This window comes from Asaia sp. SF2.1, from assembly GCF_000505765.1.
GTDB classification, from domain to species: Bacteria; Pseudomonadota; Alphaproteobacteria; order Acetobacterales; family Acetobacteraceae; genus Asaia; species Asaia bogorensis.
In genome coordinates this window covers 120,657-146,517 of record NZ_AYXS01000023.1, presented here as the reverse complement: position 1 = coordinate 146,517, position 25,861 = coordinate 120,657, and the positions used below count along the sequence as shown (strand labels likewise).

22 protein-coding genes are annotated in these 25,861 nt (G+C 60.0%); 16 read left to right on the top strand and 6 right to left on the bottom strand.

The annotated features are described in order from the left end of the window. Positions 1-13 precede the first annotated feature (13 nt). Complete coding sequence (locus tag P792_RS0119195) at positions 14-2,518, bottom strand: glycosyltransferase (protein WP_031241010.1); 2,505 nt, start codon at positions 2,516-2,518, stop codon at positions 14-16. A 150-nt stretch (positions 2,519-2,668) separates the two neighbouring features. Here P792_RS0119195 and P792_RS30100 point away from each other — a divergent pair, with 150 nt between their 5' ends. The 7 genes from P792_RS30100 (at position 2,669) to P792_RS30070 (ending at position 9,009) form a co-directional block, all read left to right on the top strand. Further along, positions 2,669-3,607 (top strand): glycosyltransferase family 2 protein, encoded by a 939-nt coding sequence (locus P792_RS30100; RefSeq protein WP_023979061.1) that lies wholly within the window; start codon positions 2,669-2,671, stop codon positions 3,605-3,607. Between the two features lie 137 nt (positions 3,608-3,744). Then, the gene (gene pstC / locus P792_RS30095) at positions 3,745-4,719 is read left to right on the top strand and encodes a phosphate ABC transporter permease subunit PstC (protein ID WP_023979060.1); all 975 of its coding nucleotides are present in this window, start codon (positions 3,745-3,747) and stop codon (positions 4,717-4,719) included. Next, the gene (gene pstA, locus P792_RS30090) at positions 4,716-5,585 is read left to right on the top strand and encodes a phosphate ABC transporter permease PstA (protein ID WP_031241008.1); all 870 of its coding nucleotides are present in this window, start codon (positions 4,716-4,718) and stop codon (positions 5,583-5,585) included. The genes pstC and pstA overlap by 4 nt, the downstream gene beginning before the upstream one ends. 19 nt (positions 5,586-5,604) lie before the next feature. Continuing rightward, positions 5,605-6,411: a phosphate ABC transporter ATP-binding protein PstB gene (pstB, locus tag P792_RS30085; RefSeq protein WP_031241007.1), complete on the top strand. Its 807-nt coding sequence runs from the start codon at positions 5,605-5,607 to the stop codon at positions 6,409-6,411. A 31-nt stretch (positions 6,412-6,442) separates the two neighbouring features. Then, positions 6,443-7,159 carry a phosphate signaling complex protein PhoU gene (phoU, locus tag P792_RS30080; RefSeq protein ID WP_023979057.1) on the top strand — a complete coding sequence of 239 codons (717 nt, stop codon included), beginning with the start codon at positions 6,443-6,445 and terminating at the stop codon, positions 7,157-7,159. Beyond that, a complete protein-coding gene (gene phoB, locus P792_RS30075) occupies positions 7,156-7,851 on the top strand; it encodes a phosphate regulon transcriptional regulator PhoB (RefSeq protein ID WP_023979056.1) in 696 nt (231 codons plus the stop codon). The genes phoU and phoB overlap by 4 nt, the downstream gene beginning before the upstream one ends. Positions 7,852-7,935: 84 nt before the next feature. Then, positions 7,936-9,009, top strand: coding sequence for a cell wall metabolism sensor histidine kinase WalK (locus tag P792_RS30070; RefSeq protein WP_023979055.1), 1,074 nt, complete (start codon positions 7,936-7,938; stop codon positions 9,007-9,009). Positions 9,010-9,279: 270 nt separating this feature from the next. Here the strand turns inward: P792_RS30070 and P792_RS30065 are convergent, their stop codons facing one another. After that, positions 9,280-9,651 carry a DUF4870 domain-containing protein gene (locus P792_RS30065; RefSeq protein WP_023979054.1) on the bottom strand — a complete coding sequence of 124 codons (372 nt, stop codon included), beginning with the start codon at positions 9,649-9,651 and terminating at the stop codon, positions 9,280-9,282. A gap of 138 nt (positions 9,652-9,789) precedes the next feature. On the opposite strand from P792_RS30065, the gene pstS reads away from it, so the two are divergent. The 3 genes from pstS to P792_RS30050 all read left to right on the top strand — a co-directional run bounded on the left by pstS (position 9,790) and on the right by P792_RS30050 (position 12,352). Beyond that, positions 9,790-10,782 carry a phosphate ABC transporter substrate-binding protein PstS gene (gene pstS / locus P792_RS30060; protein WP_023979053.1) on the top strand — a complete coding sequence of 331 codons (993 nt, stop codon included), beginning with the start codon at positions 9,790-9,792 and terminating at the stop codon, positions 10,780-10,782. Positions 10,783-11,020: 238 nt separating this feature from the next. Next, complete coding sequence (locus P792_RS30055; protein WP_031241004.1) at positions 11,021-11,488, top strand: low molecular weight protein-tyrosine-phosphatase; 468 nt, start codon at positions 11,021-11,023, stop codon at positions 11,486-11,488. Between the two features lie 15 nt (positions 11,489-11,503). After that, the gene (locus P792_RS30050) at positions 11,504-12,352 is read left to right on the top strand and encodes a fructosamine kinase family protein (protein ID WP_023979051.1); all 849 of its coding nucleotides are present in this window, start codon (positions 11,504-11,506) and stop codon (positions 12,350-12,352) included. Between the two features lie 46 nt (positions 12,353-12,398). Here the strand turns inward: P792_RS30050 and P792_RS30045 are convergent, their stop codons facing one another. Together P792_RS30045 and P792_RS30040 are read right to left on the bottom strand one after the other, a co-directional pair. Beyond that, the gene (locus tag P792_RS30045; protein ID WP_023979050.1) at positions 12,399-13,766 is read right to left on the bottom strand and encodes an FGGY family carbohydrate kinase; all 1,368 of its coding nucleotides are present in this window, start codon (positions 13,764-13,766) and stop codon (positions 12,399-12,401) included. A gap of 47 nt (positions 13,767-13,813) precedes the next feature. Next, complete coding sequence (locus P792_RS30040; RefSeq protein WP_023979049.1) at positions 13,814-14,596, bottom strand: class I fructose-bisphosphate aldolase; 783 nt, start codon at positions 14,594-14,596, stop codon at positions 13,814-13,816. Positions 14,597-14,903: 307 nt separating this feature from the next. On the opposite strand from P792_RS30040, the gene P792_RS30035 reads away from it, so the two are divergent. After that, positions 14,904-15,908 (top strand): alcohol dehydrogenase catalytic domain-containing protein, encoded by a 1,005-nt coding sequence (locus P792_RS30035; protein ID WP_023979048.1) that lies wholly within the window; start codon positions 14,904-14,906, stop codon positions 15,906-15,908. 111 nt (positions 15,909-16,019) lie between these two features. Then, positions 16,020-16,823, top strand: coding sequence for a GntR family transcriptional regulator (locus tag P792_RS30030; RefSeq protein WP_161630845.1), 804 nt, complete (start codon positions 16,020-16,022; stop codon positions 16,821-16,823). 85 nt (positions 16,824-16,908) lie between these two features. Here P792_RS30030 and P792_RS30025 read toward each other — a convergent pair whose 3' ends face one another. Continuing rightward, entirely contained in the window at positions 16,909-18,546 is a 1,638-nt protein-coding gene (locus P792_RS30025) for a dihydroxyacetone kinase subunit DhaK (RefSeq protein ID WP_023979046.1), read from the bottom strand. A 466-nt stretch (positions 18,547-19,012) separates the two neighbouring features. On the opposite strand from P792_RS30025, the gene P792_RS30020 reads away from it, so the two are divergent. Continuing rightward, positions 19,013-20,419: an amino acid permease gene (locus P792_RS30020; RefSeq protein WP_023979045.1), complete on the top strand. Its 1,407-nt coding sequence runs from the start codon at positions 19,013-19,015 to the stop codon at positions 20,417-20,419. An 18-nt stretch (positions 20,420-20,437) separates the two neighbouring features. Here the strand turns inward: P792_RS30020 and P792_RS30015 are convergent, their stop codons facing one another. Beyond that, positions 20,438-21,670: a dicarboxylate/amino acid:cation symporter gene (locus P792_RS30015; RefSeq protein WP_235075472.1), complete on the bottom strand. Its 1,233-nt coding sequence runs from the start codon at positions 21,668-21,670 to the stop codon at positions 20,438-20,440. A gap of 305 nt (positions 21,671-21,975) precedes the next feature. Here P792_RS30015 and P792_RS0119190 point away from each other — a divergent pair, with 305 nt between their 5' ends. From P792_RS0119190 to P792_RS30005, 3 genes are all read left to right on the top strand, one after another. Continuing rightward, positions 21,976-22,260: a hypothetical protein gene (locus P792_RS0119190; protein ID WP_146926470.1), complete on the top strand. Its 285-nt coding sequence runs from the start codon at positions 21,976-21,978 to the stop codon at positions 22,258-22,260. A gap of 834 nt (positions 22,261-23,094) precedes the next feature. Next, positions 23,095-25,206, top strand: a complete 2,112-nt coding sequence (locus tag P792_RS30010; RefSeq protein ID WP_023979042.1) for a BTAD domain-containing putative transcriptional regulator — start codon at positions 23,095-23,097, stop codon at positions 25,204-25,206. 217 nt (positions 25,207-25,423) lie between these two features. After that, a complete protein-coding gene (locus tag P792_RS30005; protein ID WP_369794246.1) occupies positions 25,424-25,858 on the top strand; it encodes a DUF3576 domain-containing protein in 435 nt (144 codons plus the stop codon). Positions 25,859-25,861: the final 3 nt, after the last annotated feature.

The following is a 25,861-nucleotide window of genomic DNA, read 5'->3' as shown; positions in this document are numbered from 1 at the left end:
CGGGTAGTTCCGATCAGGTGCGCTGGGGATCGACCAGATCGAAGAAGGGCTGGAGATCGACGGTGAAGAAGCGCGGATAGGCGGGGTCGCGTTCATAGAGTGGGTGTCCGGCCCAGCGCTGCTGCATGACCTGCCCTTCCTCGAAGAAGCGCGCTTCCTGCTCCGGCACATCATCCGAGCCGCGTGAGATGCTCTCATGGTGCCAGGCCAGTGCCTCGGCACAATAGATGATGCGATGACCGGCCGCCCGGATCCTGAGGCAAAGATCGACATCGTTATAGGCGATCTTCAGATGGGTCTCATCGAACTGCCCGACCTCCTCGAAAACCGAGCGCTTCACGAGCATGCAGGCGGCGGTGACCGCCGTGACCTCATGGCTAAGCAGGATACGACCGATATAGCCGTAATCCTCAGGGCCGCAGCCGCGATGGGCATGGGCCCCGACACCAGCAGGGCCAACCACGACACCGGCATGTTGTATGGTCTGGTTGGGATAGAGCAGGCGCGCCCCAACGGCGGTGACGCCCGTATCGGCCAGCGCTTCATTCATCATCAGGCGCAGCCAGTTGGGGTGTTCGACGAACACATCATTGTTCATGAACACGAGATAGTCGGACCGGCATCCGGCCGCGGCAAGGTTGTTGAGCCTCGAATAGTTAAAAGGCTCTTCCACTGTCAGAAAGCGGATATTGGGTTGGTCATCGAACTCACGCATGAAGGCATGTGCCTCGGGCGTGACTGACCAGTTATCGATCAGGACAATCTCGAAATCCGGATAATCCGTGCGTTCCAGCAGGGTTTCCAGGCAGCGGCGCGTAATGTCGATCTGATCCTTGAACGGGATGATGATCGAGACACTGGGGGCGGCATCGAGCCGCCAGTCCACCCGGTAAAGGGTAAGGCCATTGATGGACGAGACATCGGCCGAGAAGCCCCGACGTGTCAGATGGTCCGAGACGGCCTTCACCCCGGCGGCGATCGCGTAATTCTTGTTGCCCACCGTCACCGCGGTCGAATTGGGCGTCATGCGCCAGTGATAGAGCAGCTCTGACACATGGGCGATGCGATCATGAGGAACGGTTTCACAGGCACGCAGCATGAAATCGTGATCCTGCGCACCATCATATTCGGCGCGCAGCGGGCCAATGGCGCGCATGGTCGCGGTTTCAACCATCGTGAGATGGCAGATATAGTTGCAGCCCAGCAGATAGCGGTAGTTGAAATCAGGCTTGAAATTGGGGGATTGCCAGTTATTGGCCAGATCAACCTTGTCCTCATCTGAATAGATGATGAGCGCATTGCTCTCCTGTGCCTTGCGCAGCATGACTTCAAGCGCGACATCGACCAGCATGTCGTCATGGTCGAAAAACACTGTGTAGGCGCCCCTGGCAGCTTCCATGCCAGCATTGGTAGCGCCGGAAATTCCCTGGTTTTCCGCAAGCGGGAGAACGCGGATACGGCTGTCCTTGGCGGCATATTCCTCCATCAGCGCTGTCGTCTGGGGGCAGACCATGCCGTCATCAATCAGGAGAAGTTCCCAGTTGCGATAGGTCTGGTTCAGGACCGAGTTGATGGCGGTGACATAGTCTGCCTTCAGAGGCTTGTAAGTGGGACAAAGGATGCTGATCAGCGGTTCATCTGCAAGCGGGGCCTTGACGCGCAGGAGCGCTGTGCGCTCGCGCAGGGCCGGATAATAGAGCGAGGCCCAGCGGTCATAATTGCCAAGATTATATCCTGCCTGGGGGATGGCAGCGCGTATCTCGGTGCGCAGCTTGGTCAGCTCGCGGTGCAGGCGGTCGATTGTCTCGGCAATATCGAGAAGACGCGTTTCAAGCGCGTCATCGGCAATCGAGCTTGTGAACGGGCTGCCCATGAGGTGTTCCCCCTCAGGCATGACTTTGACCGAAAAGCTTCTTGGCGAAGAGCCGCGAAAGCGCTGCGGGATGGGAATTTCGAACCCGCAATTCGGATTGCAGCCCACAGCGGCAGCAACGTCGCCACGATAGCGATCGGCACGCACCTGGGCGACCAGGACATTATTGGCTGTTACCGAAACAATGCAGTCACCGCGCCAGTCTGCGTCTGTCGGCATCTTCTGCAGGATCCAGCCCTTGAGAGAGCCTTGCTTGATGCCATCGACGCAGCTTGTGTATTCAGGTCTGGACTCCAGAGTAAATCTATAGACTAAATCCCTTCCTTCAGGTAAAGAATCGTTCTTTATCGGCAAAGAATTTCGGTCTTGGAGGCGAATGGACAAATCATGCTGCGCGCCGTCCATGAATTTTGCAGGAATGGAGAAGGTGAAACCCAGTCTGTCGTGAGGTGTCCGCAGAGCATTCTGAACGTCGCTGCGGGACTGGTCGGCCAGGATCTGCGCGATTTCCTGCCCGTCGATCAGGATATGAAGACGCACCGGCGTTGAAGGATCAAGCCGGTTGACGGCCCAACCAATCAGGGTCTCCTTCTGGAGCCCTTCGCAATAACCAATAAAGGGGCTGTTGGCTGGGGCAGTTTTCATGATCTGTTTCTCTTGCCAGTCGCATCGTTGACCTTATCCCGGTCGTTGGCGTCAGCAATGCCGCAGATACGGCGTTATGGCTAGGTAAATGCCCCGCTTTGTCCGTCCGGGAGATATTTCATTACATTCGCTCCAAGAATTCGCGTCCTGATGATGCAGCGTGACGAAGGCGCCATGCTTATGGCGTGGCTGTCCTATTACGGGCGGGTGTTTGGGTTTTCTAACCTCACGATCTTCGATAACGGGTCGCGTGACCCCTTGACCCTTCATCTGCTGACGCAGGCTGAACGATGTGGTGTCACGGTACGACGCGACTGCGATGACCCTGGTGATTTCCACGGCAAGGGTCTGCATTTCGCCGAACAGATACGCGAGTGGGACCGTGGCGCGCCTTATGACTTCGCGCTTCCCGTCGATTGCGACGAGTTTCTTGCCGTGGTGGGGGATGAGGGGCTCTCCACAGAACCTTCAGTCATCCAGCGTGAGTTTGCGTATCATCTCGGCGAGACGCGTGCCCTCCGTATTGCTACATCGCTGTTCAATGTGCCGGCGCGTAGCGGGTGGTTTGCTGTCGATACGGGATTCTATAAGGGGTTTTTGCCGTCACGCAGCGTTGGTGTCGTCGATAACGGCCAGCACAACCCGACATCGATGCGCGCACCGGGCTTTGCGCTCACACGCTTTACCTATCTGCACTGGCATAATCACGATTATGGAGAGATGCAGCGTCGCGCTCGTCTCAAGCTCTCTAATTCACTTCTCGATCCGGATGACCGACCGGCCCTGATGCGCTATGCCGCGACCCCGAATTTGCCGGGGCGTCATCTTGTCGGTGTTCTTCTGGAGGACGAGCGGCATTTTCTGTCCCGGTATGACGGGTTGCTCCAGGCGTATGTTCCATGGGCAAAATCAGCGTCCTCGCTGCCAACGCATGTCGAAAATGGGCCGATCCTGTTTCAGGATGCAAGCATGACCCGCCCCTGGTCAGCCGCTGCCTATGAAGATGCCCAGCCCGACGTGCGGGGCTGGGCACCCGGCCCGTTGATGCATTATCTGCTTCACGGCTGGGCCGAGGGGCGCAGTTTCTGACCCTGTCATGAAATATTCACAGGCCTGCCATGAACAGGCTTGTTGTCTCACAGGGGCTGGAAAGCTACACGACAGACTGGCAGAAGATGCCTTTGACCTCTGTCACCGCCTTGTTTGAGCCAGGACGCAACGACCGTATGACTAGTGCTGCCGCGCCGCGGACCCAGCCTGCACCGCTCCAGGAAGCCCGGAAAACCCCGTTCTGGAAGGGCGATCGTCTCTTCCGGCTGCTGGTCGGGGCGTGCGCCCTGCTGGTGCTCGTATCGTTGGGCGGGCTTGTTCTGACCATGGCTATGGGAGGCAGCAAGGCCTTCAGCACCTTCGGTGCAGGCTTTGCCTTTCACGATGTATGGAACCCCGTCACCAATGAATACGGTGCCCTGGCTCCGGTATTCGGCACGATCGGCTCGACGCTTATCGCCATACTGATCGGTGTGCCGCTGGCCTTCGGGGCAGCGTTCTGGCTGACCAATATCGCCCCGCCCATGGTGGCAGGTGTGGTCGGGACTGCCGTGCAGCTTCTCGCCGCGGTGCCCTCGATCATCTTCGGCATGTGGGGCTTCTTCATCGTCGTGCCCTTCATGGCGCAGCACGTGCAGCCTTTCTTCCGGCATCATTTCGGCCATGTGCCCGGCATACGCTGGCTCGTGCATGGCGCACCGTTCGGTTATGGCCTGCTGACAGGTGGTCTCGTTCTGGCTGTCATGATCACACCCTTCGTGACGGCCGTGATGCGTGACGTGTTTGCGGTCATGCCGCCCATGCTCAAGGAAAGCGCCTACGGGCTGGGCGCCACACGCTGGGAGGTCATGCGCCGGGTGATCGTGCCTTGGTCGCGCGCCGGTATGATTGGTGGTGTGGTGCTCGGCATGGGGCGAGCCCTCGGTGAGACCATGGCGGTCACCTTCGTCATCGGCAATGCCAATACGATCGGCTGGTCACTGTTTGCGCCACGCAACACGGTGGCTTCTCTCGTGGCGCTCGAATTTCCCGAGAGTGCGGCAGGCAGCCTCAAGCTCTCCTCGCTTCTGGCTCTGGGTTTCATCCTGATGCTGCTGTCCTTCACCACGCTCGCCATTGCACGCTGGCTGCTGCGGGAGAAACGCGCATGAGCAAGGCAATGGGAGCGGGATGGCGCAAGGACCCGCGCGCCACACAGCGCCTCGTGATGGACCGTCTGGCGACTGTCATGAGCCTTGCCGCAACGGGCATCCTCGTGCTGGCGCTGGTTTCCATTCTCTGGACTCTGCTCTGGAACGGTCTTGCAGGGCTGTCTCTGGCGGCATTGCTTCACCCCATGGGGCCGCCGGGCAGCAATGGCGGTCTGGCCAATGCCATTCTCGGCAGCCTGATCCAGACAGCGGTGGCGCTCATCATCGCAACACCGGTCGGGCTTGGCTGCGGGATCTATCTTTCAGAGTTCGGCAGCGGCTCGAAATTCGCGATGTCGGTGCGCTTCGTCTCCGACGTGCTTCTTTCGGCACCGTCCATTCTGATCGGGCTGTTCGTCTATCTCGTACTTGTGGCCCCTTTCGGCCACTTCTCCGGGCTCGCCGGATCGGTGGCGCTGGCCATTCTGGCTGTGCCGATCATCGTGCGCACAACCGAGGATATGTTGCGCCTCGTGCCCGTGGCTATGCGTGAGGCTGGCTCGGCCCTTGGGGCGGCTCATTGGCGCGTCGTGCTCTTCCTGTGCCTGCGTTCGGCAGCACCGGGCGTTCTGACGGGCATCCTGCTTGCGCTTGCCCGCGTGAGCGGTGAGACCGCGCCCCTTCTTTTCACTTCGCTTGGTAACCAGAACTGGTCGTTCAGTCTCAACAAGCCCATGGCGAGCCTTCCCATCGCCATCTACCAGTATGCTGGCGCGTCCTATGATGACTGGGTCCGTCTGGCCTGGACGGGCGCGCTTCTGGTGACGCTTGGCGTTCTGGGTATCAATATCATCGTGCGGTTCGGCTTCCGCAGCAAACAGTCATAAGCAAGAGGACGACACGCTCATGAGCGAAGCCCTGCAGGATTTCCCCCATACATCGTCCGCTCCGGCCACGCCGGAGGCGGCTCTGGCCGTGCGCGAACTCGATTTCTACTACGGCGAGAAACAGGCCCTAAAATCCATCACGATGGATTTTCGCAAGCAGAACGTGACGGCCATGATCGGCCCTTCCGGCTGCGGCAAATCCACGCTGCTGCGTATCTTCAACCGGATGTACGATCTGTATCCGGGGCAGAAGGCAACAGGATCGGTCCTGTTCGACGGGGCCGATATTCTTGATCCGGCGCTCGACCTGAATATGCTGCGCTCGCGTATCGGTATGGTGTTCCAGAAGCCCACCCCGTTTCCGATGTCGATCTATGACAACATCGCTTTCGGTGTGCGCCTGCATGAGAAGCTCTCGCGCTCGGAAATGGATGCGCGTGTTGAGGACGTACTGACGCGCGTGGCCCTGTGGAAGGAAGTGCGCGATCGTCTCAAGGAACCCGCAGCGGGCATGTCGGGTGGGCAGCAGCAGCGTCTGTGCATTGCCCGCAGCATTGCGACCAAGCCTGAGGTGCTATTGCTCGATGAGCCGACTTCGGCGCTGGACCCGATTTCGACCGCGCGTATCGAGGAGCTTCTTGACGAGCTCAAGCAGGATTTCACGATTGCCATCGTGACGCACAACATGCAGCAGGCAGCACGCTGCGCGGATCAGGTCGCCTTTTTCTATCTGGGTTCCCTGATCGAAATGGACAGCGCTGACCGGATGTTCACCAATCCACGTCAGAAGCAGACTCAGGATTATATCACCGGGCGTTTCGGTTAAGTTTTCCCCAAGCGGGTAGGGATACGCAATTATGCCAGCGGACAGCCTTCACACAGTCAAGAGCTACGAGCAGGAACTGGACCGGATGCGCGCCATGATGGCGCGTATGGGCGGTATCGTCGAAAGTCAGGTGGCGCAGGCCGTAGCGGCCGTGACCGAGCACGATGAGGACGCCGCTCAGGCGGCCCCTGCGCAGGACCCGCAGGTGGATATGCTCGAGCGCGATGTCGAGGCCCTGGCGATCCGCCTTCTGGCGCTGCGGAGCCCTATGGCGGGCGATCTGCGCGAGATCGTGGCCGCGCTGAAGATCACCGGTGACCTTGAACGTATTGGCGATTATGCCGCCTCGATCGCCCGTCGCAGCCAGCGTTTCGATCTGGTCGATCGCCAGATCTCGCTTTCGGGTCTGCGCAGCATGGGGCGACTCGTGCAGGAGAACCTGCGCCGCGTGATCGATGCCGTGACCCAGCAGGACGCCGACCGCGCAACCGAAGTCTGGCAGGCCGATCGTGAGGTGGACGAGTATTACACGGCCATGTTCCGCGAACTCGTCACCTACATGATGGAGGACCCGCGCAACATCAGCCCGTGCACCCATCTGCTGTTCATTGCTAAGAATTTTGAACGTATCGGTGATCACACCACCAATATTGCCGAGCGCGTCTATTACGCCGTGACAGGGGAGAACCTGCCTTCGGTGCGCCCGCGCGGTGGTCTGGCAGCCGGGGATGATCTGGTTTCGCGATGAGTGGCTCTCTGGTGAAAATCGTTGTGGTTGAGGATGATCCCTCCCTGCAACTCATGATCCGCTATAACCTCGACAAGCTCGGTTATGACGTATCGGCTTTCCCCGAGGCGGAACAGGCCTGGGAGTTCATCTCCCGCTCCCGTCCGGATGCAATGGTGCTGGACTGGATGCTGCCGGGTATGTCGGGCATCGATCTGTGCCGCCGCATCAGGGGAACAGCCTCGCTGCATGACCTGCCTGTGCTCATGCTGACGGCGCGCGCCGATGAGCAGGACAGTATTCGCGGGCTCGACAGCGGCGCCGATGATTATATTGCCAAGCCCTGCAGCATCGAGGCGCTCGACGCCCGCTTGCGCGCCCTGCTGCGCCGAACGCAGCCCGTCAAGCAGAATGTCCTGAGCTTTGCCGATCTGACGCTCGATCTGCAGACCCATCGTGCCGAGCGCAATGGCCGTGCCCTGACCCTCGGCCCGACCGAATTCCGCCTGCTGGAGTTTCTGATGCGTCATCCGCGCCGGGTGTTCTCACGCGAGGATCTGCTTCAGAAAGTATGGGGCTCGAACGTGCATGTGGAACTGCGCACCATTGATGTGCATATCCGCAGATTGCGTCGGGCGCTCAATCTCGACACGGAACTCGATTACGTCAGAACCGTACGTTCTGCCGGTTATGCCCTTGACGATCAGGCCTGAGAGACCAAGACCCTGACGGCTCTGCTTGCAATCCTCCTTGGTTGCTCATGTGTTGGGTGGGGGCTTACATGGCGACAGTCACGTTTGCGCCTCGCCCGTCTGCCGACCCCAGTCGCATTGGTGAACACCCAGCCGGGGGAGGCTCCGAAGGCCCCGGTCTTTTGCGAACTCCTGCCTATTCCCGCTGTGTTACTTGGCGCAGGCGGGCGCATTTTTCATGCCAATCGTGTCGCGCATGCTGTCTTTGGTGATGCGCTCGGGGCGGTCATCCGTCACCCTGCAGTGCAATCTGTCCTTGCAACGCTGACCCCTGAGACGGGTGTCGTCACGCGTGTCGAACTTGACGTGCCGGTGCGTCGGATCGTGCAGGTGACCTTCCGGAAATGGCCGGAGCGCTTTGCCAGCGCCATAGGCTGGGAAGAGGGCGTGCTCGCCGTTCTGGAAGACTGTTCGGAGTTCGAGGTCGTGGATCGGATGCGCGCCGATTTCGTGGCCTATGCGAGCCATGAACTGCGTACCCCTCTGGCATCGCTCATCGGGTTTATCGAAACGCTTCAGGGTCCTGCGGCCGATGATCCTGCGGCACAGCAGCAATTTCTGGCGATCATGGCGGCGCAGGCTGCGCGTATGGAGCGGCTGATCGAGCGCCTGCTTTATCTGTCGCGTGTGCAGCGCCTCGAACACATGCGGCCTCATGACATGGTGTCCGCACAGGACCTTATGGATCGCCTGCTGGAAGACAGTCAGATCCTTATACGGTCATCCGATGCCAGACTGATCCTTCTGCCGACCGAGGATGACCTTTTCTTCCCGGCTGATGAGGACCAGATCGTTCAGGTGTTGCTCAATCTGGTCGAAAACGCCCTCAAATATGGCGGCCCCGCCATTGAGATAAAGGTCGGGATCACCGCAGAGAACGGCAAGGGTATCGAGATAACCGTTGCGGATAATGGCCGTGGTGTGGATAGCCAACATGTGCCACGCCTGACCGAGCGCTTCTATCGTGTCGAGGGGCGCGCCACCGCCTCGCAATCCGGTACGGGGCTCGGGCTGGCAATCGTCAAGCATATCGTGGATCGGCATGGCGGCCGCCTGCGTATCGAGAGCGCACCGGGCAAGGGGATGACTTGCCGCATCTGGCTGCCCCGAACGAGCTGAGCGGCAAAGAGCTGGTTTAGGCCCGTTCAGGTTCACGGTGAAGGGCGGAAAATCTGGCGCAATGGCTGAGGCTGCTCGGTTCAGATACCGGAAAGCGCGTCGTTGGCAGGGGCGAGGGGAGGCGATCTCGAAACCTCACCGGGGCGCGGCACCGCGATACGGGTTCCTCATTGACTGATGCGGGCGAGCCAAGAGGTGAGGCCTGCCTTCCTCTAGGGTAGAAAGGCAGGAAGTATCTGCACCATCAGGACCGGCCTTGCGGCCGCGATCTCAGAACCAGCCGCGCGGATTGCGCATGGGTGACTCATCAACGAGTGCGACGATGGGGCGGATGACCCGGACCAGCCACCAGACAAAAAGCAGACCAAGCAAGACATAACCGATCATCACGAGGCAGAGTAGTCCTGCCACGATGGCCCCCAGGAGTCCGAGCCAGAATGTGCGGATGGCGTAGATGAAATGGCTCTCATAGATCGTCCCCACCGCGTCACCGCGTTTGAGATAGGCAACAATCACACCGGGTATGCTGGTGATGCCGAAAAAGAACGAGGCGATGAAAAGGATATGAACGATCCAGGCCCAGCGTCTTGCACGGTCGCTTCGGGGCGAAGCAGGCCAGGTTTGTGTAAAGCTCGGTTGCATGGAAGGAGTCGCTCCTGAAATCCTGTCGGGCCGATGCGGTATTAGGCCTGTTGGCGGGATATGGTATCGTATCATCAGCCCGCTCGTTCAGGCTATCCTGAAGAGCAACATTGTGGTTACAGAAAATCGATCGGTGTCATGATTTCGCTTTCCCGCTCCCTTCTGCTTTTCGGTCTGGCAGCCGTCATTTCCGCTCCCGCCGCACACGCCCAGAGCGTGACCGGTGCCGGGTCGAGTTTTGCAGCGCCGCTTTATGAAAGCTGGGGCGAAATCGCCAAGGCAAAGGCGGGGCTTGGGGTGAACTATCAGAGCGTGGGTTCGGGCGCGGGGCTCAATCAGGTCGTGGCCGGTACGGTCGATTTCGGCGCGTCGGACAAGCCCGCAGCGACTGCCCTGCTCGATGCCCATCACCTCTACCAGTTCCCCACGGCGCTTGGGGCGATTGTGGTCATCGTGAATGTTCCCGGTATTCCGGCCGGGGCGCTGCAACTCGACGGACCGACCCTGGCGGCCCTTTATGACGGGCGCATCACCGAATGGAATGATCCGAAAATCCAGGCACAGAATCCCGGGCTGAATCTGCCAGATGCGGATGTGGCACCGATCCATCGTGCCGATGCCTCGGGAACGAGCTTTGTCTTTACCTCCTATCTCTCCCACGTCTCGCCTGAATGGAAAGCTCATATCGGCGCGGGGACCTCTGTGGCATGGCGCGATGGCGCAGGCGCACGGGGCAATGATGGTGTCGCGGCCAGCGTTAAGGAGACCGTGGGGGGGATTGGGTATGTGGAATATGCCTATGCCAGCCACAACCACATTCCGATGGCGCGTATGAAAAGCCATGACGGTGCCTACGTCACGGCCTCGCCTCAAAGCTTCATGGCCGCCGCTTCGCAGGCCGACTGGGCCCATGCCAGCCACCATGTGGTGGATCTGCTCGATAGTGCGGGCGACAATGCCTGGCCGATCATGAGCGCGACCTACGCCATCGTGCCGATTGGGGTGAAGCCGGAAACGAGGCGTTTCTTCGAGATCGGCTTGCGCGAGGGTGAGCAGGAAGCGCGAAAGCTCGACTACATCACTGTGCCCGATGCGGTGCGTGACGATATTCTGGCTGGCTGGCCGCACTGAACCCGGCTGCCAGAACGTTGCACGAACCGACACGACTGGCGCAGATTTCGTGAAAGGGTCTCTCTGACGCCTGATAGGGCCGGGGGCTGAAAGTTCCCTTGCCACACAGTAGCAAAGTCTTGATAGGCCATGGCATTTCCAAGCGTCACGGGCTGTCTATTCTGGTTCAGATCCTTCCAAGGCCGGTGAGTAACAGCCGGTTTGGGAACGGCACCAGAGATTCTGCGGGAATGATCCTATGCCTTTGCCTTCCTTTCTTTTTGTCTGCACGGGCAATATTTGCCGCTCTCCCCTTGCCGAGGCGGCCATGCGCGCCGAGGCGGCCCGTCGGGGTCTGACTCTGGATATCGACTCGGCGGCCACCGGTGTGTGGCATGTGGGCGAAGCCCCGGACAGCCGTGCGCGGCGCGTTGCCAAGAAGCACGGGCTCGATATCGATACCTATGTCGCAAGGCAGGTCCAGGAAGACGATTTCACGCGTTTCGATCATATCATCGCGCTCGATTCAGGGCATTTGCGTGCCCTGCGTCGTCTGGCCCCGGAGGCGGAACAGGAGCGTATCCGCCTGCTAATGGATTATGTGCCTGAGCGCGCTGGTGAGGAAATCTCTGATCCTTTCTATGGCAAGGACATCGATTTCGAGACGGCGTGGCAGGAAATTGCTCTAGGCTGCGTGCATCTGGCCAGTTTCACGCTGGATTCCTGAAAAGGGGCTCCCCTGATGACAACTCACCCCGCTCAACAGGCCGCGTCCCGGTTTGCTCAGATTGCGGCCCTGATCGGGGAGGAGGGCGCCTTCGAGGTGAGATCCCTTGGTGGAGGCGATCTGTCTGACATCTGGCAGCTCGATTTCGCGTCCAGGCGCCGTGTCGTTGTCAAGAATGGGCCTCATGTCGCCACTGAGGCGGCCATGCTCGATGCGCTGGCAGCAACAGGTGTCGCTGTTCCGCCCGTTCTGGCGGTGCAGGGTGATCTGCTCGCTCTGGGCTATGTGCGTCAGGGCGGTAAAGGCGACGAGGCGTGGTCGGCGCTGGGGCAGGCGATGCGCTGCCTGCATGAGGTGAAGCAGCCTCCACGTTATGGGTGGGACGAGGATTACGCTTTTGGCGCGGTGCCTATCATTAATGACTGGACGCTCGACTGGCGTGATTTCTGGCGGGATTGCCGGTTAAGGCCCTTCCTCGATAGCCTCCCCAGGGAAGTGGCGGCACGGGTCAATCACCTGTCGCAAACTCTCGATCGTTTTCTGCCCTCGGCCCCGCGCCCCACGCTTTTGCATGGTGATCTCTGGACCGGCAATTTCATCACCTCGCCCGCGCCTGAGGGCGGGATACGCGCCGTGTTGATCGATCCTGCCTGTTATATCGGCGATGCGAGTGCGGATTTCGCCATACTGACGCTTTTTGCGACGCCGCCAGAGGCGTTCTGGCGCAGTTACGGTCCGTTGCCGGAAGAGTATGAACGCAGCATCAATGTCTATCGTCTCTGGCCTGCACTCGTGCATTACCGTCTGTTCGGGGCCACCTATCTGGGTCTTGTGCAGAGCCTGCTCGATACATTGGAGCTTTGAGGCCGCTGACCCTGCGCAGGCTGTAAAGCCTGCGACCCTCGCCGATTCACAGGTGCTGTTCTTCGGGCATGAGCAGATCCATGACCGATGGTGTCCAGTCCAAGGCACGGGCTGCGAGGAGCGCAGCGCTTGCTGCAGTCAGTTCTGGCTCGCGTACGATCCTGAAAGGGTGTGATCCAAGCTGGCGCTTGATGGCCACCCAGCCGGGCGCACGCGACCATCCGCCCGAAAGATAGAGGTCGGGTTGCGTGGTCCCGACATCGGGCTGAGCAGGATTTGCCTGCCATGATGCGGCACGGAGCTGGTTGATTCTCTCAATTGCGGTTTCTCCGGCACGCGCCAGCGCGCCGACAACAGCAGAGGCTCGCGAGAGGGGGGCGAGCGGCGCATCGTCTGTAAAGGCGGGGGCATGTCCACCATGAGAGCCGGGAATGAAACAGCCGCTCTCCAGAAATGAATCCGGCTTGCTGACACCGGAGAACAATCCCGCAATCATTGCGCCGGTCGCGCTGTCCTGAGAGGCCCAGGCGAGGTTGCGGGCGAGCTCTTCCACGCAAAGAAGCGTTGCGCCCTGCGACAGGATGCCTGGTGCGACATCGATGCCTGCCGGGAAGGGCACAGGATACGGCGCGTTCTGCGTGACGACGACTTCCGCTGTCCCCATCGAGTCAAGAATGGCCGCAGGGCTCAGCTGTGTGATGCCCCATCCGCCTATCGGGTGATCGTGCCCCCCGGCTACCACGAGGGCGTCGGGGGCGAAAACCGAATTCTCCGGGCCCGTGCGGGTAACGGGGCCGACAATATGCCCCGTCCGGACGACAGGGGGCAGGAGACCGCGTTTACCAAGGGTGGCTGTCACGCGGGCGTCGTCCCATGCGCCGGATTGTGGGAGGTAGGCCGCTGTGCGGGCGGCCAGTGAGTCGCTCATGAAAGCGGACTGGCACCACTGGGCCGCCGCGTAATCCGACAAAGCCAGCCAGGCATAGGCGCGCTCATGTCCCTCCTGTCTGGCCGCCCAGTACCAGCCCGTCAGGGTGCGAAACGGATCAGGGTCGATTCCTGTCAGGGGTGAGGGCGCAAGCGACGGAGACAACATCTCGAATAGCGCCTGTCGCTCGGTGGCAAACCAGGGAAGAGCGGCAGAGAATGGCCGCAGCTGCGCGTCCACAAGCGTGCCATCCTCGCCAATGCCCGCCGTGCTTATGGCTCGTATCCGGTAGCGGCTGCCACACAGCCTGTTCAGCAGGCCACTCACCTCGCTGAACAGACATGTGGCATCGATCATCTGGTCGTCGGGGCGTCTGGGTGTGGGAACCGAGGCGCGGCCCACGACCATCCCCTCAGGGGTGATGATGATGGCTTTGAGATTGGTGCTGCCGATATCGATACCGGCAGCCACTTGATCGAAACCCATGACGATCTTTCCGTCGCTGGAAGGCCATCCACGCTACCGCGATACACTCAGTCGGCAAAGCGCACTGAGCGGCTCAGGGCATCGAGCCGCCCGAGCAGATCACCGGCAGTCTTTTCGTCGCGCTGCCAGATATTGCGCCCGACGATGACGCCGCGTGCGCCCGCACGTATCGTCTGACCGACGGCGTCGAGCGTATCAGCCGGGCTGCCAGCAAGGGGGCCACCGGCAATGACGAGGGGAACGCGCAGTTCCTCGACCATTCGCCTGGTACGGGCTTCGCCGGGGAAGGCGATCTTGATTACATGCGCGCCGAGGTCATAGGCGATACGGGCGATCTTCTCTTCTTCGATGATGACCTCTTCCGTGCGGGGGGCACCGATCAGGACAGGTTCGAGCACCAGCGGGATATCCCAGCGATCGCAGGCAGAAATCACCTTGCCGATACGATGGCAGAGCGCCACGCGTTCCCTGTTCGACATATTCCACGGGAAGAGCATCTTTACGGCGTCCACGCCCATCCGGACGGCGTCCTCAACGGTGGTGATCAGGTCATGCGAGCCGGCGCCATCGAGTTGACGATAATCGTAATAGGTATCGATGGTCAGAACGCGCGTGAGCTCGGGATGTGCTGCAAAGAAGCTCTCGGTCTGGCGCACCTGCCCCGGCGTGAGCATGAAACCCGTTATCCCTTTGCCTGCCCAGCGAGCGAAAGGCGATGAGGGTGTTTCGAGGCCTTCGATGCGGTCGAAAATCAGACCATGATCGACAGGCATGATGATGGCAGCGCGATGGCTCGGCAAAGTGCGGCGCAGGCGATAGGTCATGGACATGAAAAAGGACTCCGTTGGGATCTCTCCGGAATGGGGAGAGATAGGATAGTCAGATGATGTACGGTCTGTACGTACAATAACTGACTATCTTGCAGAAAAGCCGTCAACCCTATCCTTTGGTCACGCAACCCTTGTCGCGGTGCGTAGGCTAAGAAAACAACAGAAAATCTGCGCTGAGCGCAGCTATCACAAAACGATGATAGAACGGACTGTACGTACAGACAGACTCGATGCGAACTTAGCGCTATGGTTTTTCTACCCTGCCGTCGATGCGGCATCGGGATTGCGTCTACCTAGAGGATTCTCCATGCGCGCACTTGTATTCGATGGACAGGGTGGAATGTCATTGCAGAGCAGGGCAGAGCCCTCTCTTGGCGATGATTCCGTGCTTATAGCGCCGTCACGTGTCGGTATTTGCGGCACCGATCTGCATCTTCTGACCGGAGATTATCCTCTCGCTCGTTTTCCACGCATAGCCGGCCATGAATTTGCGGGCCGCGTTGTAGCTGTCGGGGCCACGGTCTCGCGCTTTGCGCCGGGGGATCGGGTATGCATCGATCCCAATATCAGCTGCGGTCAATGCGCGATGTGCCGTGCCGGCGCGCCCAATCTGTGCAGCGATCTCGTGCCGGTGGGCGTCACGATTGACGGGGCCTTTGCCGAGCGTGTCGCCGTACCTGAAAAGATTGTGCATAGATTGCCGGCTCATCTCGATATGGCGTCGGGTGCGCTGATCGAGCCGCTTGCCTGCGTTGTCCACGCATTGGAGCGTGCGCCCGACCTGCGAGGTGGATCGGTTCTGATCTATGGCGCGGGGAGCATTGGATTGATGGCAATCGCCCTTGCCCGGCATCATGGGGCCGCGCGTGTCGAGGTGGTCGAGCCGAGTGCCACGCGCCGTGATGCGGCACTCGATCTGGGGGCGGATGGCGTGTTTGCGCCGGGCGCGCGGCGCATCGCGCGTGATATCGGTTTCGTCATCGAAGCGAGCGGCCATCCTCTGGCTGTAGCGGACGCTCTGGAGCAACTTGCACCGCGGGGCGTGCTGATCCAGATGGGCGTCTGTTCTCCCGAGGCGACCATTGCGCTTCATCCGTTCGACCTGTTCGATCGGGAACTGACAATCATCGGTTCACAATCCCTGTCAGGGGCCTATGAGCGGGCGATCGGGATTACGGCTGCGCTGCCTGATCTTGCAAAGAAGATCGTCAGTCATGTGTATGATCTGGAGGAGGCGCCGGAGGCTTTCGCGATGGCGCGTTCCGAAACAGCAAGGAAAGTGCAGATCCGTTGCGATGCTGCCGGGATCTGAGAGCACACGGGAAAGGCGGCGGCTGTCAGCAGGATAGCGGCGTGCTAGTAAGGTTGCGAGCCGTGTCACCGCTGAGGGAAGGAAGACGATCCGCGTATGAAGAAGCCTGTGATGCCTTCCCGTACAGCTGCCCCTGCGCCTGCCTCGGCGGGTGACGGGCAGGCCGGTTTCATCATCGATCGTCTCTCAACGACGCCTTACTACGCCCAGCTTGCCGACCATCTGGAGGCTGAAATCCGCAAGGGGGTGCGCAAACCCGGCGCCCGCCTCGCCAGCGAGAACGAGTTATGCACGCGTTACGATCTTTCGCGCGCAACCGTTCGGCAGACCCTGCAGACGCTCGAAAGCCGGGGGCTTGTCGAGCGCATTGCCGGACGCGGGGCCTTTGTCAGTGCCGGCGATGCCGTGCAGGGCTGGATGATCCAGGGACGCAAGGGCTTCCTAGAGACAGCGCTTGGTCATGGGCATCTCGATGTGACGACAGCGGTGCTGAGGGCAGGGGCTGTGACCCTGCCTGATACGATCTGTGCGCTGCTCGACATTCCTGCGGCGAGCGAAGGCTTCGAACTGGTGCGTCTCCGTTCCCTGCGGGGGCTGCCGGCGCTTTACAGCATCAATTACAGTCCGCCGGACCTGATGGACGTGATCGGACGGGGGCAGAATGTCCTCGAGGGGCGTTCGTCCCTCAGCGCCCTTCTGACAGAGGCAGGCTTTGCCCTTCAGGGGGCGCATCGTTCAATTGTCGCTATGGCCGCGCCGCGCGATATTGCGGCGCATCTGGACATACGGACGGGCTCACCCCTGTTGCGGGTGCGCTCGGTGTCCTGGCGCCGCGATAACATGCGTTTTGATGTGTATGAGGCCTGGGTACGCAGCGACCTCATACCGCTTGAGGTGGATGTCAGCGCCATCTGAGCGCGACTCATTGACCCACTTCTTCGCTTCTGCCCCCTATCCCGTTCACGGGGATGACCCGGGATGGAACAGGGGGGGTGAGTTTTCAGGCTGATGCCGCCACGGTTTCGAAGAGCACGGCGATGGCCTCGGCACCGGGGTCGGGGATATTGGCCAGCTGCTCGGGCGGGATATAGGAAGCGCGGCCGGCACGCGCTTTCATGCTCCGTGTCGCGTCGGCCCCCTTGCGCGCTGCGACCGCCGCCTGCGCGAGTGACTGACCGGATTGCAGCGCAGCGATGGCAGGCAGAAGCGCATCGAGCATGGTGCGGTCACCTGGCTTTGCCCCGCCATAGGCCTGCATGCGGGCGGCACCGTTATGCAAACCTTCGCGCCAGTTTTCATCATGCCCCGCCGTGGTCATGAGAATGGACAGCAGAACGCCGCTCGATCCACCGCTGTGACGGGCCAGAAGGCGGCCGATTGTGGCCATGAGCGCCTGGGGCGAGGCAAGGGGAAGGCGGTCGATGGCGCGCAGAACCTGTCGCGCGGCCTCGGCAAATGTCGAGCCTGCATCCCCATCGCCGCATTTGGCATCGAGCGTATTGAGGGCGGCTTCGTGCCCGATCAACGCATCCGCGCCGCTTGTGATGAGGTGCCTGAGCAACGGATTGTCAGAGGGCGCATCCGTAAAGGTTTCGGGCAGCGCGGGCACGGGCAGGGTCGCGACCGGGCCGAAAGCGGCCAGACCGGGCCATGCGTGAGGCTCGGCTGGTGCAGCAAGCGCCTCGATAAAGGCGGGTTCTGCAGGGAGCGTCGTCAGGGAGAAGCCGTTCATGTCGAGCGCCGTCATGACCGGGGATGGACCGGCAATCCATGCTGTCCGGGCGGCCAGTGACGTGCGGGAGAAACCGTCGAGAAGTGCCAGAGCCTCAAGGGGCGGTACACTGCCCAGCATGTTGAGAAGGACAATCTGCCTGGTCGTGCCGTTGGCATCGCTCTCTGACAGGGATGACAGGAGCCGGTCCGCTGCGAGCGCAACCAGTTTGTCGAGAGGGGCCATCGGAATACGTTCGACGCCAGCTTCACCGTGAATGCCGAGCCCGAGTTCGGCCTCGTTTTCGCCAAGGCGGGGCGGCTGGTCGGGCGTATAGACATTGCAGTCGCTCAGGGCGAGGCCGATGGAACGAAGCGCATCCGCAGCATTCCGGGCCTGCGCGGCGACCTCTGCAAGCGGGCGGCCAGTCTCGGCGGCGTAGCCAGCGATCTTGTGAACCAGAACGGTGCCAGCAATGCCGCGTGCCTTAGCCGTGTGGCCAAGGGCAATGTCGTCGCCTACGATGACGAGTTCGACATCAAGCCCGAGCGCCTTTGCCTGTTCGGCTGCGATGCCGAAATTGAGCCGGTCTCCAGTATAGTTCTTGACGATAAGAAGGCATCCGGCCGGACCGGTCACAGCGCGTATGGCCGCAAGAATGGCATCGACACCCGGCGAGGCGAAAAGCTGACCGCAGACCGCCGCCGTAAGCATTCCTTCTCCCACAAAGCCAGCATGGGCGGGCTCATGTCCAGAACCACCGCCAGAAATGATGGCCACGCGATTTTTCGCCCAGTTTTTGCGCAGGACGACATGGATATCGTCGGCACCTTCTAGCCGACACAGATGGCTTCCCGCTGAGGAGCGCAGCAGCCCCTCAATGCCTTCGGCTACGATTGTGTCACGGGAATTGAAAAAGCGCTTCATGGACGAACTCCGCCTTGATCGCGGGGCTGTGGCGGCCCCTGTTATCGCTCGGTTGGGTCAGGCTAGAATCGTCAACGGTCGGAGGACATGACATTTCTATGTGAAAAGAGACACATTGATGTGACGTTGATCGCATTCCTGCGGGATCGGGCGTGATTTAACCGCATGCGGGTGGCAGGGATCGCGCCTCTGCGTTGGCGTTCAGGCCGTATGGGTCCATTGGCCGCGTCGGATCAGAGCCAACGAGCCCTCTGTTATCTTTTAGGCTCAACAGGTTGTAAAGAAGTGCTGATTGCCGCGCTCGGTCACCTGAATATGGGCAATGACTTGACACAACCGGTGCGCTGCCGTGCATTTCCGAATTGTTGCATCCGGTTCGGAGGCTGATCGAAACGATTGGCAGCGGTCCGGGAATTCGTTACGATTAGACAAGAATTTTCGTCAACAGGGTCAGGATTACAGAGTTTTGGACATTCCATCCAAGTCGCATCTTCATCCCCCGCCGCAAGTCGATGAGGGCTATCACAAGGATCTCGGGCGCCGTCAGGTCCAGATGATCGCCATCGGCGGGGCTATCGGCACGGGGCTATTCCTTGGTGCTGGCTCGCGGTTACAGCAGGCGGGCCCGGCTCTCGCGCTCGATTACCTCGTTTGCGGTATGTTCTGCTTCCTCATCCTTCGCGCGCTTGGCGAACTGGTGATGTACCGCCCCAGCGCTGGCAGCTTCGTTTCCTATGCCCGTGAGTTTCTGGGCGAGAAGGCGGCCTATGCGGCCGGGTGGCTCTCTTTCCTGAACTGGGCCATGACCGGTATCGTCGATATTACGGCGGTTGCGCTTTACATGCATTTCTGGGGCACATTCGAACATGTGCCACAATGGGTGTTTGCGCTCGTGGCGCTGGGCATTGTCGGCACCATGAACATGATTGGCGTGCGCTATTTTGGTGAGCTGGAGTTCTGGTTCTCGCTTATCAAGGTCATTGCACTCGCCCTCTTCCTGATTTTCGGTTGCGTCGTTCTAGGCCTCAAGATGCCGGTGGCAGGCACTGTGCCCGGTTTTCATCTGATCTCCGAGAATGGTGGCATCTTCCCCCACGGCATCATGCCGGCCCTGTTCCTAATGCAGGGCGTCGTGTTCGCCTATTCGGCCATCGAACTGGTGGGAACGGCGGCAGGTGAGTGCGCCAACCCGCGTGAAATCATTCCGCGTGCCATCAACAGCGTGATCTGGCGTATCGGCCTGTTCTATGTCGGGTCGGTGATTCTGCTGGTCTGTCTGCTGCCCTGGAATGCCTACCACAAGGGCGTCAGCCCGTTCGTGACCTTCTTCCAGGCCCTTGGCGTGTCTCATGTCGATACGGTCATGAACATCGTGGTGCTCACCGCGGCCCTGTCGAGCCTGAATTCGGGCCTGTACTCGACCGGGCGTATTCTGCGTGCCCTTGCCATGGGGGGCTCGGCGCCGCGCGCCCTGGCGCGGATGAACAAGCAGTCGGTCCCTTATGTCGGGATTCTGACAACCGTTGCGGTCTATCTGGTTGGGGTGGGTCTCAACTATCTCATTCCATCCCGCGTGTTCGAGATTGTGCTCAATGTGGCAGCTCTGGGTATCATCAGCACCTGGAGCTTCATTCTGATCTGCCAGATACGCCTGCGCCAGCTGGTTAATCGTGGCGAGGTCGAAAGCGCCGGGTTCCGTATGCCGGGTGCGCCGTTCACTTCGTGGCTGACGCTGGGTTTTCTCGGCTTTGTGGTTGTCATGATGGGTCTGGATTATCCCGAGGGCACCTATACGGTGTTTGCCATTCCGTTCATTGCGGTGCTTCTCGCCGGTGGCTGGGGATTGATCCTCCTGAGCCGCAAGAAAGCCTGACCAAACAAGACGGCCTGCTCAGTCCAGTCGGGGCTGGGCAGGTTCTGCCGGCAACTGCCCTTCCCATTTGGCCACCACAGCCGTCGCCAGGGAGTTGCCGACGACATTCGTGGCCGAACGGCCCATATCCAGAAAAGTATCGACGCCAAGGATCAGCAGAACGCCCTCTTCAGGGAGTTTGAACTGGCTGAGCGTTGCCGCGATCACGACCAGTGACGCGCGGGGAATCCCTGCAACGCCCTTGCTGGTCAGCATCAGGGTAAGCAGCATGATGATCTGCGTGCTCCAGGGCAGGCTGATATCATAGGCCTGAGCAATGAAGATGCTGGCGAAGGTGCAGTACATCATCGTGCCGTCGAGATTGAACGAGTAGCCCAGCGGCAGGACGAATGAAGAGATGCGGCGTGAAATGGGAAACCGCGAAAGCTGGTCGAGCATCAGCGGATAGGCGGCTTCCGAGCTTGCTGTCGAAAAGGCCAGAAGGAACGGCTCGCGCATGAGTCGGATCAGACGGCGCGCCGGACGGCCGAGAATGGCGAAGGCCGCTGCAATCAGGGAGCACCAGAGCAGGAAGAGCGCGATATAGAACTCGCCCATGAACTTGCCGTAATTGATGAGCACGCTAAGGCCATTGGTCGTGATGGTCGCAGCCATGGCGCAGAACACGGCCAGCGGGGCCAGGAGCATCACATAGCCCGTTACCTTGAGGATGATCTGTGACAGGCTCTCTGTCCATTCCATGATCACCCTGGCCTTTTCAGGCATGGAGGCGCAGGCGACGCCGAAAAAGACCGAGAACACGACAATCTGCAGGATCTCGTTATCCGTCATGGCGCGGAAGACAGAATCCGGAACGATGTGTTTGACGAAGCTGTCGAGCGACATGCCATCGGTGGCGATGGGGGATGTTGTGATGCCGTGCAGGCGATGCATCCCGACACCGGGGCCAAAAAGATTGACCAGAATCATGCCGAGCGTCAGCGAAAACAGCGAGGCCAGCACGAACCAGATCATGGCCTTTGCGCCAACACGACCAACCGAAGCCGCGTCCGACATATGACCGATACCCACCACGAGGGTGGAGAAAACCAGCGGGGCGATGATCATCTTGATCAGGCGCAGAAAGACTGTCGAGCCGATGGAGATGTAATGGGCGAAATGCTGTTGCTGTACGGAATCAGCGATCCAGGCATGGGCGAGGCCACCCACCGTAATGCCAAGCAGCATCGCGATGATGATGAGTGTGGTCATGCTCATGCGCTTCATTGGGGCAGCTCCAAAACAGCGGGGGAAGCCCGGGTCTAGGCCATAACACCCTGTCATATCAAATCTGGAACAGTCACCCCGGGTCATGAGCGCCACGCAAGACCCTGTCGGCTGGTGTCGATGTTGCGGCGCAATGCGATCCTGCGTCGTCTTGCGGCGTTGTCGCGCGATATGATCTCGGTCATATGATTCGCATCGCATGCAGCGATGGCAGGGTCTGGTATGGGCAGCGTCGTGTGCCATGCCAGCTCGAGATGCCAGACCTTGCGGCGTTCCGGGGGAAAAGAAGCGTGATTCAGAGTGCTATTGCGGTGATACTTGGCCTGATTATCGGCCTGTTTTCCCTTATTGTGTCGATCATTGCCGTTATTGAGGAGGCCGCCCGCAGAGGGTTGCAGGCACTTGGTGTCCCGCATCAGGTGCAGACGTCGCTCCTGGCGCTGCTGCTCCTGCTGCTGGTTGTTGTCTCCTTCCGTTTGTTCGGGAAGCTGTTCGGTTTGCTGATTGCGATTGTGCTGCTGGCCCTGCTTTTGCACGCCCTGTTCGCGCCGGAAATGACAGGCGTCACGATCTAGGGCCTGAAGGCGAGGATTGGGCTCTCACATGTGCACGGGCTTACCTTGTGCCCGCTTGGGACGTGAGTAGCCGGAGAAGGAAAGCACGACGGGGGTTTGGCTTGGGAATACGGCCATAAGGAGAACCTGGCTCGTAGAGGAGGCATGGCTGGGACCCTGCAAGACCCGTCTTGTTGCGTGATTGCGATGGTGTCCGCGGCGGGATTCGAACCCACGGCCCCAGGATTCATACCACTTCGGCTTTCACCGCCGGCGCGCAGAACGCACCGTTCGTGGTCTGGACTGTCTCTTCACCATAGCCCGGACAACCGGACGACAGGCGCTGCCCGTACAGTCTCTACACCTCCATGCTACCTTTCGGACGCATGTTTGGCTCGGGATTGGCACGGCTAGACACCAGAGCGTTCCCCGAATTTGAGCAGATCCACCATGATGTTTCCAAGCATGGCGCCCAATTTTAGGAATCCTGTGCTCTATCCTGCTGAGCTACGCGGACCATCGTTTCTATTCTAGTTCTGCCCCGCGAAGCAGGCAAGAGGGCGGGTTTCAATTTTTTCTGTACCCTGTGATCGGTTGCAATACTCACAAGTCATTCTAAGATTGCTTTTGTTAGTAAGTCCGTATGTGTGCGCGCATGGAGAAGATTAAACTCTTTTATGCTGGCATGTTGAGAGATTTACTTTAGTTCTTTCCCTAAGGGCACCAGCGGCAGTCACGTTCTCGGCATATTCGTTTTCCTTCAACTACGCGCGATGCCGAGTGGAGAATACGTTTCGTAAAAAAAACCGAGATAGGGATGTGATATAAGGCTCTGAGAAAAGAAAGCGTGAAGTAATGTTCGATCTGGCCCTTCGTGGTGTTGCAAAAACCGATTCCACTCTGCTGCGTCTGCGACTGATTGGTCGTATGGAAGCAACGACGTTGACGGGTGAAAGCGTGCTTCCTGTAGGCGGGAAGACGAAGGGATTACTTGCCATTCTTGCGCTGTCCGATCGCAAGCCTGTTGCACGCTCTCATCTTGCTGAACTGTTGTGGAGCCGTCGTCCGGACGATCTCGCCCGCGCATCGCTGCGTCAGGAAATTCATCGTCTGCTTGACGCCCTTAGTCCGCTGGGTGTCGACGTCATCGATGTTCAGCGCCACACGCTCGCGCTCAAGCCTGCCCTGACGTCGGTCGATGTGGAGCGTATACTCAATGGTGGCAAATCCATCCTCCGTGAGTTGCCGCCCCCCAGTGAAGTGCTGCTTGGCGAGCTTAATGGCATCGACCCGGCGTTCAATGAATGGATCGAGGGGCAGCGTACGCGTCTTAACCGTCATATCTACCAGCTTTTTGAAAGCGCATTGCGCACACAGGTCGATCCTGACGCCATTCTCGACACGGCTGATCATCTACTGGTCCGTGACGGGCTGAATGAGGCGGCGTGGCGCGCACGCATCCAGGCCTGGGTGACCAAGGGCGAATATGCGCAGGCTGCGGCGCTTGGCGATCAGGTTGTGCAGCTTTTCCAGGACCAGCTGGGCACCGTTCCCGGCCCCGCGACAATGGGGCTTGTGCGTAGTCTCCAGGAGCGGATTGCCTTTGATTCCTATGCCAAAGCGCATCACGGTGGTTCAGCCGAGATGGACGCGGCGCTTGTCCATGCCGATATGCAGCCCGAAGGTGGGAAGATCTTCCCACCCGTGAGTGGCGATGTCGCCTACCTTGCCTCGCCGGTCTCGACCCGTACGCTGGGCTCCATTGCCGTAGCGCCACTTAAGGCGGCTGGCGGTGCCCATGCCGAGACGCTCGCAGCCGAGCTGACCGAGCGCCTGGAAGTCAAGCTGGTCGGGTTGCAGACCTTCACGGTCGTGCCTTTCCCTGAAACGGCGCAGGCTGACACGGGTCCGTTGTTGGGCAATACTCACAATCCCGGAACCGATTATGTAATTTCGGGTCTGGTGCGCGCCAATACGGAGCACGGCGAGAGCAGCGAAGGGTATGTGATCATTCGCCTTCTCAGTCTGCGGCAGGAAGGCAGTGTTGTGTGGGCCGATCGGTTCGAACTGCCCAAGGACACGCGAGCCCAGCGTGCATTGCTTTTCTATGTCATGAAGTCGCTGCAATGGTCGCTGTTTGTTTCGGAAGGGCAGCGCATGATGTCGCGCCCGATTGCCGAGCTTTCAGCGTTTCAGATGGCGGTGCGCGCCCTGACGCTTCTTCTGCGCTGCGATGTCACCTTGTCCACAGAGCTGCGTGATCTGGTCGAGCGCGCTTATCAGTCCGACCAGGAATCGGTCTTCGTGCTGTATGTGCGCTCGCTGATCCGCTTTTTCCTTTATCAGGAGAACTGGTCGTCTTCGTCGCAGGAAGAGATCGAGGATATTGCCTCTGCGGCGGGCTATGTTGCCATTCAGCTGCGGGCTAATCCGCTTGGCGTATGGTTGTCGATGATGACACGTACCTTCACGCCCGGACAGCTCGATGAAGCGAAGGCGCTCACGGCCGAATATACCGGCGCTACCGGTGTGTTCCCTGCCATTGCCATCTCGCCGTCCACTCATGCGCTCAAGGCCGCTCAGGCTTTGTTGTCCGAAGAGAAAGCGGTCGCGCTTGAGGAAATCCAGCAATTCCGGGCCTTGCGGGCCTCACAGCCTCTGGCCGTTCTGTCGGAGCCGTTCAGCATTTTCGTGCTGGAGGCGTCAGGCAATAACGAGGAAGCCCGCCAGGCTGGTGCAGCGTTCGTAAGCCTTTATCCCCGCAGTGCGACGGGAGTGCTTTACTATCTCGTGGCGCTGGCCTCACACGGCATGGGCGAGGAAACAGAGCGCGTCAAACGCCATCTCCTGCGCCTCGTCCCTGATGTCACCATCTCTGGCGTGCTCTCTCGCCATGATTTCCTGCCGGAATCGATGCAGCTCTGGCTGCGCGAAATGCTCACCCGTGTGAGCCTCCCGCAAGGATAAATTGTTGCCCCGCTTGGCGGGACCGGGCGGGCGCGATATGAACCGATGTTGAAGCCGGACGCGGGTACCGCGATCGGGGATTTCGACACGCGGCCAGTGCCAGTCTAATAGGGACAACATGACACCTCGTTTGCAGCCGATCGCCCCTCTCAACGCGCCCTTAAAGGCGTTGTCATTCAAGGGACGGTTCCTCCCCGTTCTGCCGCTCTGCGCCCTTATGGCGCTGAGCGCCTGTGGCGGTGGGCGTGATCCCGACAGCCTGACCCAGCCCCGCAACCATCTGCTTGGCGTCGACCGTGGCGCGACCGGTGGAGACGACCAGCTTCAGGGTGGGGTCAATGCCTATCTCTGGCGTGGTGCTATCGACACCCTGTCGTTCATGCCGTTCGCTTCTGCCGATGCCAATGGCGGCGTGATCCTGACGGACTGGTACCAGCCGCCTGCCAGCACCAATGAGCGCTTCAAAATCGCTGCCTATATCCTGGATCGTCGGCTGCGTTCGGATGCGCTGCGTGTTTCCGTGTTCCGCCAGGAAAAGCAGGGAAGCGAATGGGTCGATACTCCCGTTGCAGCCAATACCACGTCAGACATCACCACGCGTATTCTAGCCCGTGCGCGCCAGCTTCGTGCCGATAACGGCAACCGGGACTGACAC